Raw genomic sequence first — 17,444 nt, forward strand, 5'->3', positions numbered from 1 at the left:
AAATTTTTGGCAACGTACAAAAACACCTCTTGCAGTACATCTTCTGCCAGATACGAATCGCCCATAATTTTGTAAGCGGTATGGTAGACCAGCCGTTTGTAGGTATTATATACATCTATAAATTGTTCTTCTTTGCTTTGATCGTCAAGAACAGCTAAGTACAGGGAAAGCAACACAATCACCTCCAACGGATTCGCATGGATTGGATGTAGTGTACCATGAACCAGCGGAAATGTCGAATGTTTTCCGTTCTGAACGAAGAACAGCCAGCATCATGACCTCACTTACCGTTGAGGCCGTTGCTGGCTGTTCGTTTGGCTTGAGATGTCTCCATCAAAATTGCAGAGCGCAACTGTCTTGAAACTCTACCTTATATAAATAGAAGCGTTTTGAAAAAACGCGCAGCCTGCATCGGAACGGTGCAGAATGAAGGGGATTGGGCACAGCCCAACAAGCATTTTGCAACGCAAAAATGGCGTTTGTATAGACAAAAGCCCTGCTTGCCACAACAATGCGTCCTTTTTGTCCGCAATTTGTAATTTTCAGATTGGAGAAAAAAGCCATGGCAAAGACGAAGGCTGAAGAAAAAGCTCTCAACCTTGATCAGATTTTGTTTAACTGCCGGGATTATCTGCGCGCTGCGCGCAACTCCGGCTCGTTCTTTGAAAAGCGTGATATCCCCCGCAGTACAGCCCCGAAGTTCTCAAAAAGGTCATGGAACAGGTAGAGAACTTTGAGGAGAACAATTAAGCATTTTCTCGTTTTAATGTGGGATTAGATTGCTGTAGACCTTAATACAAAAAGATAGATAATGAAAATCTGGTGTCTGCTGGTACCAAAAAGCAGTTTGGCATCCTGAAAGACCTGATGAACCGCTCCGACGTGGATATCATCGTCAATGCCTGTGATGCAAGGTAGTGCGGTTAGGTGACTTAAGAGAGAAAAAAGAGACCTCATCTCGTAAAAAAGTCAATGCGGTCGTCTGCTTCTGTATTGAAATACAGTGGACGACCGCGTTGATCTTTGATGAGCAAGTACTGCCATGCCCCACACAGCGGGCAAAACTGGACGCGCTGCTGTATAATAATCCTTTGGAGTACGCCCAGCTTGTGCTGATTGGTGAGATTGAGCACTATCTCTCACTTGGTTGTGACCACGGTAGAATGGAAGACTAACCTTTAATTAAAATATCCAAAGCAGACAAAACAGCCATCTACTTGCGACTTGCAAATAGATGGCTGTCTATTATTAACTACGCATTTTAACAATGATTTTTCTTTTCAACAAGCATTCCGATAATAAACGAAAGTAGAAAAACGAGTAGCCAAATCAAAACTCCGTAGTGTGCCTTGAGCTGCCATACTTTTCCTATATACATATCCGGCGTGATTTTTGTGGCGTTTATTTTGATAATAAAATCGCCCAACACTTGTCCGATCAAAATTCCTGTCCAGTTTCCAGCTGTTGTGATAAGAGCTGCTCTATACATTTCCAGAAAACAGAAAGCAACAGATGCAACCCATAAACACAAATAATAATGGGCTGCTGTCCATTCAAACAAGTAGACTTCATGAAACACTGTTTGAGAAAGAAGATAGCACACCACATATGCTAAAAATACGATCAGCAAAAATCCGAGACAAGTTTTCTTTTTTGATGCTGTGTTCTTCATACGGCTTTTGAATCCTATTCCAATGTGTACCAACATCTTTGTGTTTCATTATAAAACAGCTTGGCTGCTTACTTCGATACTATTTCGACAGTTGGCATCTTGCCTTCCAATCCGAGTTCGTCATCTTCTGCAACTCTATAATTGGTAACATTTATTGAATCTACCAGCTGCGCAATGAAGATTCCACCCGCGATTACCGTTTTGAGCCCTACGACCGCCTGCAGGCCGCTGGCCGGACCGTGGACAAGGCCAACTATACGGAAGTATACGCCGCGCCGCTGGCTGCGGGTACCACATTGGAGGACATCTACCGTACATTCAATGTAGACCATCCGGCAGACTTTAAGGGGCATTCGCTGTCTGTTTCGGATGTGGTGGTGCTGCACCAGAACGGACAAAATACCGCTCACTACTGCGATAGTGTGGGCTTCCAGCAGGTGCCAGAGTTCTTGCGGGAAAACCCGCTGCGCACCGCAGAACTTTCCACCGAACAGAACGAAAACATGATTGACGGTGTGCTGAACAATGCGCCCTCTCTGGGCGAATTGGAGGCCAAAGCAAAGGCCGGAGAACAAATTTCTCTGACGGACCTTGCCGCCGCAGTCAAGGCCGAGGAAAAGGCACCGAAAGCCAAGAAGTCCCGCGCCGCAAAACCGAAAAAGCCGTCCATCCGGGCACAGCTGGATGCCGCAAAAAAGGAGCAGAGCAAACAAACGCAGCCACGGGAAAAGACAAAAGAATTGGAGGTGTAAGCCGTGCAAAAATTTGAAAGCATGGATGTGATCGCTGCACTGGAAGCCATTATGCACCAGAACACTGCGTACTATCAGAGCGATTTTGCCTATGACATCAAGATGCTGCGGGAGACCGCCCGCAGCGACCAGCCGGAAGATAAGCTGCTATTGTGGCTGTCCCGGCCCTCTGGAACATTCTGCTTCCGGGAACGGGATGTGCTGCTCAAAAACACCCAAGCCTACAACACATGGAAATTCTGCGGTGAACAGACCCACGACAGGATTCTTGCCTATGCGGTGGAGTTGACCGGCGCGGCCAACGGAACTGTGCAAGGCAATCTGTATGAACTGGACTACCAGCAGCATTTCCAGCACATCCGGGATGCCGCCCTGCCCGTGGGCTCCAATCGCCTGATCTACGAAAGTGGAATGCGGGAGATTGGCCTCAAAGAGCATTTCGACAGCCGATCGGACAAATATTTTGGAGAGTTCGTGCGGTATGAAATGCAGCCCCGTGACCCGGAACTTCTGCAAGCGGCCATCCGGCAGGAGCAGCGCAGTCGGGAATCTGCACAGCCCGGTGATTTCAAAGAACACCTTGCGGCATTGCACACCGGGCTGATCGAGGCCGAGGCACAGCATATCGTAGCCGATATGAAGCGTCTGGCTGCTCCCAACAGCCCGGACAAGAATCGTTTTATGGTGGAGGTATCGCCCTACTTCACCAAACTGGCATCCAGTCGGGACACGGACCAGCTGCTTGCCATGTTGCCGTACAAGTCCCTGCACCTGTCCAGCGTGAAAGACCGTTTCGGCATCTACGCGCTGGTTGACAAAAGCGAGAATCGAGATAAGGACATCCGTAAGCCCCGTGCTTCTGTCCACAAGCAGCTTTCCGAAACGAAACAGGCCGCCAGCCCGAAAAGGTCAGCGGCCCGCAGTAAACAACATGAAATGGAGGTCTGACCATGAATTTCAGCGTAGAAGAAGAAAATTTGATTTGTATGTACCACACTTCTGACCGCCGCCGCACGATAGCGCGAATGCTGACCGCTCTGCCGGATATGGACACCGAAATGCGGCAACTGGCAAACAGCACCATTGCAAAATTGGAGCAAATGACCGATGCTGACTTTGACGGGCAGAGGTTTGATTTCACGGGTGAATAATACCGCCAGCTTGACATCCACACATTATTTTCAATCAAAGTAATGTGCCATTGTCAACACAGAAATAGCCGGACACGGTGGCCTTGTGGCTGCTGTGTCCGGCTATTTTTCATGTATCAGTCTTTATCTTTTTTCTCGGTGGGATTTTCCGGCAGTTCGGCGGCATCTTCTACAACGTCGGTCACAAGCTGCTGGAAGTCAAACGCATTTTTTTCTGTAATAACGGGCTTGCCGGTTTCCGCTTCAAGAGCCTGCCGTGCAATGCCGGCCACCTTGCCGCCGCGTTTGGCAACCTGCTTGTTTTCTTCAAAGGTCTGTGGCTTTGCAGTTTTGGAAATATCCGTGGTGGAGGCTTCGGCCAGCATGGTCAGCACAAGTTCCAAATCGGTCATGTTGTCCCGGAGATTTTCTTTTGTCAGACCTTTCAGCCGCTTGTACTGCCCCGTGGTCATGCCGGACCATGCGCGGGAGATTTCATCGGTCAGGATGGCGTACTCCTTGCCCTTTTGCACTCCGCGCTTCTTCCATTCGTCTGTCAGTTCGTTTCGGATACGGATTGCCAAAAGCCGCTGGTGAATCCATTCTTCGGAGTAGCCTTTCTTCAAATAGGTATCAAGCGCACGGTCAATGGCCTGCTCTGGGTCGATTGTTTCCTCGATGCGTTCCTTGCCTACCATTGCCAGCCATGCCTTGAACGGTTCAGCCTTTTTGGAAGGAATCGACTGAATGATACGTAAAAGCTGCTCCGTATTGGCAACATCCGTAAGACGACGTTTGCCATCTGCTGCCTTCATTTTCAACTGACTACAATTTGTAGTCAGTTCACTGCCTTCGTTTTTCAGTCTAACTTTCAGAACGCTCCAATATTTAGCAGCACTTCGACTATCCTTTTGCTCGGTTAAAACCGCAACCACATCCACAATAGAAAAATACCATTCTTCCTTTTCTGCATCCCATGCAGTACGGATTTTCTGATCTTCAAAAAGCTGGATAGAGCTGTTATCGTTCACTTCTGCCATAGAGGGTTCCTCGCTTTCGTTGTCTAAGTCTATTTTACATGATTTCGGGCGGAAACGCCACCCGGTCTAAGCGTTTGGGATTCAAAAATCCGAACAATATTTTGTGCAGATTTACCGTTCCTGCATCTGCTCCTTTCCCGGTGTTGTCCGTAGGATGCCGTCCACATTCTGCTTGATGATGTCATATTCCTACATCGTGTTTGGCTTTGCCACGGTCAACATGGCCTCCCTGGCTTTTGAGAAGATCTTCCAGTCCGTGGGCCGGATGAAAGTGACCATGGTAGCCCTCATCGTGGGCTGTGTGGGCAACATTATCCTGGACCCGCTGCTCATCTTTGGCATCGGGCCGTTCCCTGCCATGGGCATTGCAGGCGCGGCGCTGGCCACCGGTATCGGCCAGGCACTGAGCACTGGTATCTACCTCGTGGTGTATGCTTCCACGGAGCTGCCCGTCCGGCTGCGCCGCGCCTGCCTGAAGCTGGACAAAGAGCTGGACACCCGGCTCTACTCCATCGGCATCCCGGCCATCCTCAACCTGGCGCTTCCCTCTCTGCTGGTCACGTTCCTCAACAGCCTGCTGGCCGCGTTCTCAGGCAGCTATGTGGTGGTGCTGGGCATCTACTACAAACTACAGACATTCCTCTACCTGCCCGCCAACGGCATCGTGCAGGGAATGCGTCCCCTCATCAGCTACAACTACGGTGCCGGGGAGCACAAACGGGTACGCCGGCTCTACCAGATCACCCTCATCCTGAGCGCCGCCATCATGGCAGCGGGCACCCTTGGCTGTCTGGTGGCCTCGGAGCCTCTCATGCGGCTCTTTACCTCTACCCCGGAGACGGTGGAAGCCGGAAAAGTTGCTCTGCGGATCATCTGCCTGGGCTTTGTGGTCTCCGCCATCTCCACCACCTCTTCCGGCGCGCTGGAGGGTCTGGGCAAGGGCACGCAGTCGTTGGTGATCTCCCTGTGCCGCTACATCGTCTTCATCATGCCGCTGGCCTGGGTGCTCTGCCGACAGTTTGGCCCTGTGGGCGTCTGGAACGCGTTCTGGGCCACGGAAGTGCTCTCCGCCATCGTTTCCCTTATCGTCTACAAAAAGAGCGTCTGACACGTTTTCCGTATACGCAAAAAAGGCTCCGGGCCTGCACTCCCCTTTCACAGGGAGGCAAGCCCGGAGCCTTTTCCGTTTCAGCCCAAGGGCTGGTTTTTATTTGGTGTGCTGCTCGGTGCTCTGGTCGTCCGATTCAATCGGCGTATCCAGTTCCTCCACGGGGGCAGCGTTCTTTTTGGCCTTACGGGCCTTACGCTTGTGGATCAGCTTCCGTGCGAGGAATGCTGCCACCAGCAGCGCGGCTACCGTGCCGCCGCAGAGCTCCCAGAGCGGGATGCCCTTGGGCACAAAGGCCATGACGATCTCGGTCCCGGCAGCCGTAAAGGTGATGTAGCTGCCAAAGGTATCGGTAGGCACTTTGATCCATTTGCCATCCTGCTGGACATAGACGCTGCCCTGCTTGCCCTGCGGCAGATAGCGGATGGTGTGGGTCTCCTGCCCGTCGTCCGAGAAGTCCAGCAGCCACTGCTCGGTGGCATTGGCCACGCCGGACGGCGTCTGGGAGGTAACGCTCAGGGCATTGGAGCCGCCAAACAGGCCATCCACATAGAAGATCGGACGGCCGTTGATGCGGACATCAATGCTCTTCAGTGCCGGGGTGTAAGAGGTGTACAGCGCCGTGACCACGGTGTCCAGATGGAGGTCATCCAGCACCGGGGTGTTCCACTCGGCAAGGTAACCGTCTTTCTGGGGCAGTTCGGGGTAATCCGCCTCGGTAAACGATGCACCGTAAGTAAAGGTGCGCTGGTCCACGATGTGGCCGTCGGCCATAAAGGTCAGCGTCAGCTTCTGGAAGCCCTTGGGCGCGCCCTCCAGTGCCCGCATGGTATCGTAATCAATGGGCTCTGCCTGACCGGCACGGCTGATGCGGTCAACGCCGCGCAGGGTATCGGAGACAAACAGGTTCCCCGTGAACGTACCATCCTGGCCGCCGGAAATGGCGCCCCAATACTGACCGTCGGTGTTGCTGCTGCTCGTGGAGAGGGCCACTTCGGAGTCATCCCCGTCATCGTCCGGCTCATGGATCTCCACCATGGCGCGGTTATCCTTGATGATGCAGCTGTTGCCGGTCAGGACACTGTCCGCGCCCTGGCCCACGATGCCGCCAATGTACTTGCTGCCAGTCAGCTCACACTTGGCCCAGTTGGAGATCAGCTTTGCGGAGGAATGGCCTGCAATGCCGCCCACCTTGTTGTTGCCATCCACTTTGCCGTAAGCTTCGCAGCCCGTGATGTAGCCCAGATCCATCTCGCCGCAGATGCCGCCTGCCGCCTCTTTCTTGGAGGTAACGGTGCCCTCGTTGACACAGTTCATCACCACCGCGCTGATGGTGTACTCGGTGCGCAGGAGCGAACGGTTCTCATCCTTATCGTCGTCTTCGGGGTCAAGGGTGTTTTCCACCGCCATGGTACCCGCGATGCCGCCCACATTCATGTCGGCTTCCACGGTGCCGCGGTTGGTGCAGCCCTCGATCTTGCCCTCGTTCTGAGCCGTCAGGTTCTCGGACTCATCTTCAAAGATGTTCTTGCTGCCGGGGTCGCTGATCTCTTCCACAGCATCCAGCAGCAGGTTGGAGACCACATTGATCTGGTCGTTGATGGAGCGGAGGTTGCTGGTGAGGGTGTTGCTGGCCGAGAGCATATCCCGGTTGAGGGTGCTCATCTGGTCGGTCATGTTCGTCACAGCGTCAAACAGTTCATCCTTGGTCGCGGTCATCTCGGAAGAGGGGCGCAGCACATGGATGGGATCCTGCTCCGCCAGCCAGTGGACGATATCCGCCGCCTGGCTGGTCATGCTGGTCAGGCCGCTCATGCCCTCCGCCATGATGCCGAGGCTGGCGGACATGTGGCCCAGCGTTGCGCTGGTGAGGGCGGAATCCGTCTTGAGGATATCCAGAGACTTGTCAAAATCATCCGCAGCCTTGCCCAGATCCTGTGCGGCATCGCTCAGGGAATCCAGACCCGCCTGAATGGAGGCATTGCCGGAACTGATGTTGCCGGTGTTGAAGCTCAGCTTATCCAGAATATCTTCCAGATTGCCCAGCTGGTCGCCCACATTGCCAAGCGCGCCGGACATGCTGGTAAGGGCAGAAGCCATCTGGGGATTGCCCTGCTCCGAAACGAGGTTGGCGGTGTTGCCCAGCAGCGCGCCGATCTGCGTGGCTAGGCCTGCCATATTGCCCACGGCGCGGGTGACCTGCTTGCCGGCGGAAGCCAGCTGGCCGTCATCGGCCAGCAGCGTGGCGCTCCGCAGCAGACCCAGGCCGGTGGTCAGCAGCTTCATCTGGCCGCTCATGCCGGAGCCCAACGAGAGGATGCTCATGGCGGAATTCGCCACCTGCAGCAGGGAGATGGCTGTTTTGATGTGATCGTCCACCGCGTCACCGGACACGCTGGAATAGCCGCCCAGAATGGTGCTGATGGCGCTGCTCAGGCCGCTGTCATCCTTGCCCGGCAGCGAGGCGATCAGGTCGTCCAGGCCCTTGCTGATCTGCTCCAGACCCTGCTTGCTGGAATCCAGCGCGTCGCTGGCCTTGTGCGCGCCGGAAGAAGCCTTGGCCAGTGCCGTGGAGGCGGTCAGCATCTCGGCCGCCATCTCCGCGGTGACCCACTTGAGCTGGCCCACGGCGGTGGTCATCTTATCCAGTGCGTCGACACCCGTGTCCATCACGGGCTCCAGCCGGGTAAATGTATCGGAGATGAGGTCTCCCGTGCGGTCCACCTCGTCCGCCACTTCGTCAAAGTAATCGCCTCCCTGCTCCTGCAGACGGCGGGCTGCCTGCACGGCAGTGTCCATCTGAGAGTTCAGGGTGTTGAGGTCGGTATTGAGGAGGCTGGTGCTGCCGTCCATGTCATCGGCCGCGCCGTTGACCATGGTGTGCAGCGTGTCCAGCTCGGTGCGCAGACGGTTGATGGTGCTCTGGTCCAGGTCCAGCTCCACATAGGGCTCTGCCTGACCGGCAATGCCGCCCACGTCCTTGCGGCCCTGTACCAGGCCCTGGTTGACACAGCCGGAGATCAGGCCATCGGTCCGGCCCACGATGCCGCCCACGTTATAGCCTACATGGGCATAGCCCACGTCGCCCGCGTTGGCACTGCTGAGGATCAGGCCGGAGGAGCGGCCTGCAATGCCGCCGGTATCCAAGGAGACATTGGAGATGTTATTGCTCAGGTCATCGCCCATATCCTTCTTGACCAGCTCCAGCAGGGTGGCCGGGAGGCCCTCCATATCGAGGGCGGACTCCTGATACTCGGAGTTGACGGCGCCCACATTGGTGCAGCCGGTGATGACACCGAGGTTGTAGCCCACGATGCCGCCGGTGGCATACGCACCGCTGACCATGGCACGGGAAGTGCTGTGGTCGATGGTTCCGCTCGTCTCATTGCGGCCCACCAGACCGCCCGCCTCCTCCTCGCCGTGGACAGCACCGGAGAACGTGCAGTTGATGATGGTGCCGTAGTTGGTGCCCACCAGACCGCCTGCGGTCTTCTGGGTACCAGCGGGATTGACCACACCCTTGATGGTAAGGTCCTGAATGGAACCGCCCTCTTCCAGGATGCCGAAGAAGCCGGCTGGAGAATAAGCCCCCACGAGGCTGACATCCGAGATGGTGTGGCCGTTGCCCTTGAACGCGCCGCTGAACGACGCAACGGGGGCCCACTCCGTATCCTCCAGCGAGAGGTCTTTCTGCAGGATCACGGTCTTGCCTTTGGACCACTGATCAAAGCCGCATTTGTCGGCAAAGGCCAGCAGGTCCGAAACACTGTTGATGTAAATGGTATCCGTCGGCGCGGTGTCGGCCGCAAATACCGGCAGCGCCGCCGAAGCCGCCAGCACCAGTGCCAGCAGCGCAGCGGTCAGGCGGTGCAGCAGCCGGGTGCTGCCCGCCGCAGACTCATTCGTCCGCATGGGAGTCGTTTTCATCCTGCACCTCCTGTGAGATTTTACCAGAAAGAACGGTAAGATGTACGTTTCCATCCACAACGGCGTTCATGGTACCGGCCACGGAGCCGTTCACCTCGCCCTGCACCATGCCATTGACACGCACCCGGCCGCTGGCCGTGTTGGTGTGCAGCACCACATGATGCATGGAGAACGAAGTTTTATCCACCAGCTTGCCACCCACCAGCAGGATCTGCGGCAGGACGAACAGCACCAGGAAGATGGAGATGATGGTACCGCGGCCCAGGCACTGGCCGATGCCCACGATGCAGGCATCGGACGTCATCTGACCGATAAGGGTACCGGCCACCGTCATGATGGTGCCGGAAGTGAGGATGGTGGGGAACGCAAAGTTCAGCGTCTCGATCATGGCTGTCTTATGGTCCATCTTATCCCGCAGCTCGTTGTAGCGGGTTGCAATAACGATGGCGTAATCGATGTTTGCACCCATCTGGATGGAGCTGACGATCAGGTAGCCCATGAAGTACAGCGGCGTGTGGATAAAAGCGGGGACGGAGAAGTTGACCCAGATCGCGCCCTCGATGACGAGGATCAGTAGGATGGGCATTGCCACCGACTGGAACGTGAACAGCAGGACGATCAGCACGATCAGCACGGAGACCACGCTGACCACGATGTTGTCGATGGCAAACGACTTCTGGAAGTCGTACTCGTTGGTGGCGTCGCCCGCCAGATAGATGTCGCCGTCCGGGTAATACTTCCGGGCGATGGTGCGCATCTGGTCCGTGAACTCATACATTTCATCCCCGCTCTGGAGGCTGGGGTTCAGGTAGACCAGAATACGGTTGTAATCCACACCCTGCAGCTGGGCCTTTGCGCTCAGCATCTGGGTCTGGGCATCATGCAGGTCGTTGATCTGATCCTGGTCCAGGCTGACAATGCCGGAATCGACCTCGTCACAGACGTAGAGGAACATATCAATGAGCGGCACACTGTAGTTGGAGAAGTTGCCAATGACCTGGCCGTACTCATCATTTTCCAACGCGTAGCCTGTGTAGACCACTTGGGCCAGCTCGTAATCCAGGCCCGCCATCTCAGAGAACTGGCGGGAAGTGAGCCGGTCTTCCAGCATGTAGCCGTCCATGGCCTCAATGTTGGAAAGGCCGCGGGTGTGGTCCACCTCATCGTGGCTTTCCAGTTCTTTGATCATGGCTGCTTCCACCCGGTAATCGTCGTTCTTTGGTACGACGAGAGCCACCAGGTTGGACTTGGTAAAGTTTTCGTCGATCATGTTATCGGCGATCTGCGTCTCATTCAACACTGGCGTCTTGATCGGGCCGTAGCCATAGGCGTAGGGGCACTGTGTCTGGAAATGGTAGGCAAACACCAGCACCACTGCAAAGACGATGGGAACGATCTTGCGGGTTTTGTAAGCATAGCGGCCCACGAACGAGATCTTGGGCACAAAGTTGCGGTGCTTGGTCTTGCTCATGTAAGGGCCAAACAGCATCAGCAGGCCGGGCATGACCACGAAGACCGACAGCATGGAGAACAGGATGGCCTTGATGAGGCAGATGGCCATATCCGGGCCGATCTTGAACTGCATGAACAGCATGGCCACCAGACCGCCGATGGTGGTCAGGGAGCTGGAACTGATCTCCGGGATACTCTTAGCCAGCGACTCGATGACCGCCTCTTTCAAGGGCAGGGTCTCGTGTTCTTCTTTAAAATGGTTGCAGAAGATGATGGCGTAGTCCAGCGAAAGGGCCAGCTGCAGAATGTTCGTGACCGAGTTGGAAACGAACGAGATGGTGCCCAGCAGGAAGTTGGTGCCCATGTTGAGGATCATGCCCACCACGAAAGTGAGCAGCAGCACGGGAACTTCCGCATAGGTCTGGGAGGTGAAGATCAGCACCACCACAATGATGATGGCAACATACACCATGATGACATTGACTTCACGCTCAATCGTCTCCTCCTGCGTATTGCCCAGCGAGGTGGAAACGTAGATATCGTAGTCTTTCAGGTACTCCTTGACGCTTTCCAGCGTTTCCAGGCACTGGTCGTCGTCCTCGGGGTAATCGAATGTGATGGAGTACAGCGCCGATACATTATTATAATGGGCGGTGGTATCATCGTACTCGATCATCTGGATGCCCCTGAGGCCCGCCAGCTCGTCGTTCAGCTGGTCTGCCTCGTCCGGCGTGATGTTTGCCACCATGACATCGGCAGAACCGTAGGTGGTAAACTCTTTTTCCATAATGTCCAGGCCCATGCGGGTCTCGCTGGTCTTGGGCAGATAGGTGGTCAGGTCGCTTTCCACCTTGACCCAGCTGCGGGAGAAGATGGTGAAGATGGTTCCCAGAATGACGATGAGGAACACAAGGTTGCGCCGCTCAACAATTTGCAGCGCGAGCTTGTGCATAAAATCGTTTTTGGGCTGTTCCTGCTCGGTCATCGTGTTCCCTCCTCTCGGCATTGCATTACTGGAGTTTTGCAAGGATTTCCTCAGCCGTCATACCGCTGGCCAGCAGCTTCTTCAGCACATCTTCTGCTTCGCCTTTCTTTGCTTCTTCCATTGCCTTTGCTTCGGCGGCAGCTTTTTTGTTTTCGGCTTTAGTAAGTTCCTTGGTGGCGGCTTTCAATTCTGCTTTCTTGGCTTTCAGCTGCGTCTTCAGATCATCGAGATTTGCAGTCAGCGCAGCAACCTCAGATTCGATTTTTTCCTTTTCGGCGGTCTTTTCTGCAACGACGGCTGCATAATCAACGTTGGCATTTACAATACGGGTCTTATTCTTGCTTCCCTTGGGTCTTGCCATAATAATTTCCTCCCATACAGTGAAATAATTTGATACTTACAAGTATATTCCAAATAGTCAGAATTGCAATAGGTAACCTGAGCTGTTTTCAACTGCTACTGTGCCACATCAGAAGGTAGGGCTTCATAATGGCAAGATACTTATCGCGTGCAGAACTTTCGTGCATATGCTTCTTGAGAATCCATCTAGTGAATACCGACACCCTCCATGATCTTTTCTATCCAATTTGTGGAAGAATCATTTTTCTCACTAAATGACCCCAAATAATGTGACGAACTCTCAACCTCTATTATTACACCATCCGGCATTCTGTATTTTTCTAAACTGAGATTCAAACCTTTAAGTGGGATTGTTCTAGCCAGTTGAGGGATAGAAACTGTATGGAGAATATCAATTTTTGATAAACCTCTATACGTTTCTGTCTTTTCGGCTTCACTTAGCAACCGTTCTGCATACTGATTTGAAATAACCTGTATGCGAAATTGTTCTTTTTCATCCTCGGTCATCTCAAGTGGAACGCCGTGCAATGTGTCTACAATATAGGACGAAATTTTAGCGAAGTGCTCGTCAAAATCAGTGGTATTCAAATTTTCTTCCTGATTCACTTCACTCTGCATGTACGGTCACCTCACTTTCCTTTTTTTTAGGCATAAACCAATAAAATATAACACAAAATGCTAAAGCAAACACAACACCAAAAACATTTTGACTCACTCTAAGACTAACCGCTCCTTGTAGTCCATATGTCTCTGCAGCAATGGCTAAAGCACCAAATGTGTTAAATACTGCCTGCCAGCCATATTGTGCTGAAAATCCTACACCGATTCCACCAAGAATTCCTATATATGCATAGATTGACGAAGGAAGCAGAAAATATAATACTGTAAAACATATAACACCTGCAATATTTCCGACAATCCTTTTACGGACTCTGTAGTGCATATCTTCCATAGACGGCAAAATCACGGACATGGCCGCAATACCAGCCCACATTGCACGTGGCATATTACAAAGTTCTGCAATGCAAAGGACAATCGGTACGCATAAAATCTGACATATCTGCCATTTTGTTCTGGAAGAAGTGATATCAAATTCTTGTATCAGATCTTTCAGATTTCTTTTATAAGTTCTGTTTTTATGATTTCGATAAAATACGAAGCAGGTAAGTGCTGCACCTAAAGCCATTCCGACTAATCGCATCTGATAGCTTTTTCCCGTAACATCATAACCATATAGCAGCAGATACCCAAGAACCAATGTAGATTGATTAAACATGGATGGATTATGGCATCCGAACAGAATCAACACAGCCAGTGCCGCAATATTTAACAGCATTCCCAATACCGGTGAAAACTGATTTGCTAAATGCGGACATACAGTCATAATTACAAAGAACAAAGCCAAAAGCATCGTAGATTGTCCGGTGTGGATCCCCAGATCCGCATTCCTAAACACCATGAGACATAATAAGACTACTACACCTACAATGCTGTTCTCATTTCCAAATAGGATGCTGAAAATACTAACAAAGAAAAAACAAAATGCCATTGTAGCAGCTATCTTCACCAGATATACCCACATATGATATAGTTTTTCTTTTAGTGTTTCACTCTTTTTCAACAGGTTTTTAGAACCTGCCTGATTTAACTGCAACTCCTGATAAAATGTCATATAAATCCTCCCATATTCTAATTTATCTTAAAACTAGATAATCTCATCTTTCTGCTTTGGCAGCTCTATAACAAATCTGCATCCACCATATTCACGGTTTTCTGCTTTGATTGTTCCTCCGGCACTATCTACAATCCGTTTTACAAGTGCAAGACCTAGGCCATTTCCTTCTGCTTTATGAGATCCATCTACCTGATAGAACTTGTCAAATATTCTGGATTTTACATCATCCTCTATTCCTGGTCCTTCATCTTCCAGAATGAACTTAACAGAATCCTGTTCTTGTTTCAGAAACATCGTAATTGTCCCCTTTGAAGGGCTGAACTTAATCGCATTATCTAAAAGATTTATCCAGATATGCATAAAAAGTCCTTCATTCGCAGTATATTTAACTTCCTCCAATTCTACCTGAAAACCAATTTCTTTTTCTGTCCATTTTGTTTCCAATGAAAGAACTGCCTGGCGGATCTGTTCATCCAGACGATATTCTGTTTTTTTCATTGGTATATTCTGATTCTCTAACTTGGATAACAGCAAAATATTACCAACCAATCCGGAAAGTCTTTGGGTGTTAAATAAGATTTTTTCTACATATTCCTCTTGATCCGGAGACAGTTCTTCTCCCTGAAGCAGCATTGTATATCCTTCAATGGCATTAATCGGGGTCTTAAACTCATGAGAAACATCAGATACAAAATCCATCTGCAGCACCTCTGTTGCACGAAGTTCTTTTGTCATAACGTTAAAACTTTGATAAGATTCTCCAACTTCTGCTATACGGCTGTTCGTTTCCAAATGCTGTTCAAAATCTCCCCGAGAAACTTCCTTCATTGCTTTACTAAGTCTTGTAATTGGTTCCAGTAACTTTGCATTAATAAAGGAAGTGATCAGCCCTGCAATCAATGTATTGAAAATCAAAAGCCAGCCAAGCACAGGTATGCTGCCCGGCAGATTAAAAAAATGATTCAAAAAAGCAAATAATAACGCAGATATGACTGTTGAAAATACAAGTGCCAGCCAGATTGCACCAGTCAGACAGGATCGGATCCGCAATCCTTTTTCTTTCTTTTGTTCCATTATTTTTTCACCACCTTGTATCCAATTCCACGCATTGTTACGATTTCAAAATCAGGGTTATCTTTCAAACGCTCCCTGATTCTTCCTATATGTACCTCTATCGTATGTGGGTCTGCCTCCGTCTCGTATCCCCATACTTCATCCATCAACTGTTGTTTTGTAAATATTCTGCCTGGCGAAGCTGCAAGCTTATATAAAAGCAGGAATTCTTTTTTAGGCAAAACAAGACTTTCCTTATCAGTTGTAACCGTCATTGCATCATAATCAAACTCTGTTGAACCGATCACAATTTTGTGTTCATTCAGTATCTGTGCACGGCGAAGCAGTGCTCCGACTCTTAAAACCATTTCATTCACATTTACCGGTTTTACCATATAATCGTCACTTCCCGAAAGAAATCCCTGGCGCATATCATCAAAGGAACCTTTCGCAGTGATCATAAGTACAGGTATCTGATATCCTGCTGAACGGAGTTCCGACACCAGTTCATAACCATCCATAACCGGCATCATAATATCAGAAATGATCAGATCAATATATTCCTTAACCAATACTTCTAATGCCTGTGCTCCATCCGATGCACTTTTGACTTGATATCCATTCTTCTCAAGCACTTTTTGGAATAGCTGGCTTAATTCTTTATCATCTTCTACAATCAATATTTGAAACACGTTTTCCTTCCTCCTTATTAAAACAGATACCTTGCCCATCCAAGCAGATGCTGTACCAAAAATATTTTTCTCTGACGTTTCTTTGTTAATTCGATTGGCTCTACATGATATGGATCACGATAGGTTCCATCTTCCAATACCTGGCGGGACACTCTTTCATAGTCCATCATGCCCTCTTCCAACTGTTTATTAATATCTTTACTGCGAATTACAAGCATCAGTTCCGTATCCAGATATGCACTTCTCATGTCCATATTAAAGGAACCGATTACAGACAGATCATCGTCAATCAGAATACTTTTTCCGTGGTATGAATAACCGCCTTCATATTCCCAGATATTAATTCCTGTACTTAAGATTCTATTTCTGTTTTTCGCATAATCGGCAGCCCCAAATGGATTCCCATTATTCGCAACTGAATTTGTCATGATAGAAAAATCTGAAACGTTCTCTGCAATCTCCTCCCATGTATTATACATCATATCATTACAGATAATATATGGCGTGTGGATCTTCACACGATTTTTTGCATTTTTCATCAATTCTCCCAACTGATACCACACTACTGGTTCTTTGGAACCTGTGTGAATAGGATTTGACACTAATGCAATCTTTTCTGTCTCAAAAGTTTCGTCCGTGTAATCGGTATCGCAGATTCTTTCCTTATTCTCTTCAAAATATTTCTGATAGCCGTTCTGCAGCTCTAAAACTGCGTTCTTTACAGATTTTCTATTTGCCAGTTTTTTATTGTCATGAAAATAATCACTGTCTTCTTGTTCCCATATCGTTTCAAAATACTCTAACAACTGGTTAACTGAATTTTCTTTCTCAGGTTCATCGCAAACCACTAACACGTCTCTGTCATAGTTCTTATGTCCCGGAAAATCACCCAGGAAATAATTGTATGTATTTCTTCCCCCAAGAATATATCTCTTTCCATCTGCAATCAAATATTTATCATGCATTCTACCCATCATTTTCCACGGTTTCAACGGATTGGCCTTATTATACAGTTTAATTTCAACATTCTCATGGGAAGATAATCCATAGAAATACGGATTTCCTTCCATATCAATCCAGCTCTCCATTCCATCTACTAACAGACGAATATGTACACCTCTGTCTGCCGCATCATGCAGTGCTCCTAAGATCAATTTTCCACTTTCATCGGATTGAAATGCAAAAGTAGAAAGAATAATTTCCTTTTTTGCATTCTTGATCAAACGCACTCTTTGTAAAAGCGCTTCTGGATTCTTTTCTATGATTACTGCCCGTTCTGTATTTTCACTGCATTCGTTCCATGACCCATTTTTTGTTTCTTTTTTGGTTGTATTGGACACTTCCGGCTGCTTTTTATATGCAACGCAGATTCCGAGCAATTCATAAAAAGCCACACATAAAAAAATTGCCAGTATAACAAGAAGGATTTTACATATTTTATGCTTTTTCATTGTACATCATCTGATTTCTTTTTATTTCTTATTCTTATTCATTAGCAATACAATACAATGGAAAGCTCAATTTAACCTCAACAAGGTTTGTTTTTTCATCCATGCAAAATCTTCTTTGTACAACAGACTGTTAGATATAGCAAAAAC

At 49.9% G+C, this 17,444-nt stretch carries 17 protein-coding genes; 6 read left to right on the forward strand and 11 right to left on the reverse strand.

Going from position 1 to position 17,444, the window contains the following annotated elements; translation table 11 throughout:
• Window positions 1-182 (reverse strand): RNA polymerase sigma factor (locus C7J97_RS15490; protein WP_341458545.1); only part of this gene is annotated, 182 nt, incomplete at its 3' end.
• A 380-nt stretch (window positions 183-562) separates the two neighbouring features.
• On the opposite strand from C7J97_RS15490, the gene C7J97_RS15005 reads away from it, so the two are divergent.
• Window positions 563-727 carry a hypothetical protein gene (locus C7J97_RS15005; RefSeq protein WP_170126654.1) on the forward strand — a complete coding sequence of 55 codons (165 nt, stop codon included), beginning with the start codon at window positions 563-565 and terminating at the stop codon, window positions 725-727.
• A gap of 265 nt (window positions 728-992) precedes the next feature.
• Window positions 993-1,175, forward strand: coding sequence for a DUF6061 family protein (locus C7J97_RS15230; RefSeq protein ID WP_242889553.1), 183 nt, complete (start codon window positions 993-995; stop codon window positions 1,173-1,175).
• A gap of 86 nt (window positions 1,176-1,261) precedes the next feature.
• Here C7J97_RS15230 and C7J97_RS08635 read toward each other — a convergent pair whose 3' ends face one another.
• Entirely contained in the window at window positions 1,262-1,708 is a 447-nt protein-coding gene (locus C7J97_RS08635) for a hypothetical protein (RefSeq protein ID WP_113992743.1), read from the reverse strand.
• 182 nt (window positions 1,709-1,890) lie between these two features.
• Between C7J97_RS08635 and C7J97_RS08640 the strand changes: the two genes are divergently transcribed.
• The 3 genes from C7J97_RS08640 to C7J97_RS08650 are packed head-to-tail and all read left to right on the forward strand — an operon-like array spanning window position 1,891 to window position 3,575.
• Window positions 1,891-2,424 carry a YodL domain-containing protein gene (locus C7J97_RS08640; protein ID WP_455709118.1) on the forward strand — a complete coding sequence of 178 codons (534 nt, stop codon included), beginning with the start codon at window positions 1,891-1,893 and terminating at the stop codon, window positions 2,422-2,424.
• Between the two features lie 3 nt (window positions 2,425-2,427).
• The gene (locus C7J97_RS08645; protein ID WP_455709117.1) at window positions 2,428-3,372 is read left to right on the forward strand and encodes a hypothetical protein; all 945 of its coding nucleotides are present in this window, start codon (window positions 2,428-2,430) and stop codon (window positions 3,370-3,372) included.
• Window positions 3,373-3,374: 2 nt separating this feature from the next.
• Window positions 3,375-3,575, forward strand: a complete 201-nt coding sequence (locus C7J97_RS08650; RefSeq protein WP_113992744.1) for a transposon-transfer assisting family protein — start codon at window positions 3,375-3,377, stop codon at window positions 3,573-3,575.
• Between the two features lie 116 nt (window positions 3,576-3,691).
• Here the strand turns inward: C7J97_RS08650 and C7J97_RS08655 are convergent, their stop codons facing one another.
• A complete protein-coding gene (locus tag C7J97_RS08655; protein WP_113992745.1) occupies window positions 3,692-4,594 on the reverse strand; it encodes a BRO-N domain-containing protein in 903 nt (300 codons plus the stop codon).
• Between the two features lie 103 nt (window positions 4,595-4,697).
• Between C7J97_RS08655 and C7J97_RS08660 the strand changes: the two genes are divergently transcribed.
• Complete coding sequence (locus tag C7J97_RS08660; protein WP_479723709.1) at window positions 4,698-5,702, forward strand: MATE family efflux transporter; 1,005 nt, start codon at window positions 4,698-4,700, stop codon at window positions 5,700-5,702.
• Between the two features lie 99 nt (window positions 5,703-5,801).
• Here the strand turns inward: C7J97_RS08660 and C7J97_RS08665 are convergent, their stop codons facing one another.
• From C7J97_RS08665 to C7J97_RS08700, 8 genes are all read right to left on the reverse strand, one after another.
• Complete coding sequence (locus C7J97_RS08665; RefSeq protein WP_242983477.1) at window positions 5,802-9,629, reverse strand: GLUG motif-containing protein; 3,828 nt, start codon at window positions 9,627-9,629, stop codon at window positions 5,802-5,804.
• A complete protein-coding gene (locus C7J97_RS08670; protein WP_113992747.1) occupies window positions 9,601-12,066 on the reverse strand; it encodes an efflux RND transporter permease subunit in 2,466 nt (821 codons plus the stop codon). Before C7J97_RS08670 ends, C7J97_RS08665 begins: the two co-directional genes overlap by 29 nt.
• A gap of 25 nt (window positions 12,067-12,091) precedes the next feature.
• Window positions 12,092-12,427 carry a hypothetical protein gene (locus tag C7J97_RS08675; RefSeq protein ID WP_055189757.1) on the reverse strand — a complete coding sequence of 112 codons (336 nt, stop codon included), beginning with the start codon at window positions 12,425-12,427 and terminating at the stop codon, window positions 12,092-12,094.
• Window positions 12,428-12,612: 185 nt separating this feature from the next.
• Window positions 12,613-13,044, reverse strand: coding sequence for a hypothetical protein (locus C7J97_RS08680; protein ID WP_005921183.1), 432 nt, complete (start codon window positions 13,042-13,044; stop codon window positions 12,613-12,615).
• Entirely contained in the window at window positions 13,034-14,098 is a 1,065-nt protein-coding gene (locus C7J97_RS08685) for an FUSC family protein (protein WP_005946426.1), read from the reverse strand. The genes C7J97_RS08680 and C7J97_RS08685 overlap by 11 nt, the downstream gene beginning before the upstream one ends.
• 33 nt (window positions 14,099-14,131) lie before the next feature.
• Window positions 14,132-15,175, reverse strand: a complete 1,044-nt coding sequence (locus C7J97_RS08690; RefSeq protein WP_005929825.1) for a HAMP domain-containing sensor histidine kinase — start codon at window positions 15,173-15,175, stop codon at window positions 14,132-14,134.
• Window positions 15,175-15,885, reverse strand: coding sequence for a response regulator transcription factor (locus C7J97_RS08695; protein WP_005946428.1), 711 nt, complete (start codon window positions 15,883-15,885; stop codon window positions 15,175-15,177). The genes C7J97_RS08690 and C7J97_RS08695 overlap by 1 nt, the downstream gene beginning before the upstream one ends.
• Entirely contained in the window at window positions 15,864-17,297 is a 1,434-nt protein-coding gene (locus C7J97_RS08700; RefSeq protein WP_113992748.1) for a phospholipase D family protein, read from the reverse strand. Before C7J97_RS08700 ends, C7J97_RS08695 begins: the two co-directional genes overlap by 22 nt.
• Window positions 17,298-17,444 lie beyond the last annotated feature (147 nt).

It is taken from the genome of Faecalibacterium prausnitzii (assembly GCF_003324185.1).
GTDB lineage: Bacteria > Bacillota > Clostridia > Oscillospirales > Ruminococcaceae > Faecalibacterium > Faecalibacterium prausnitzii.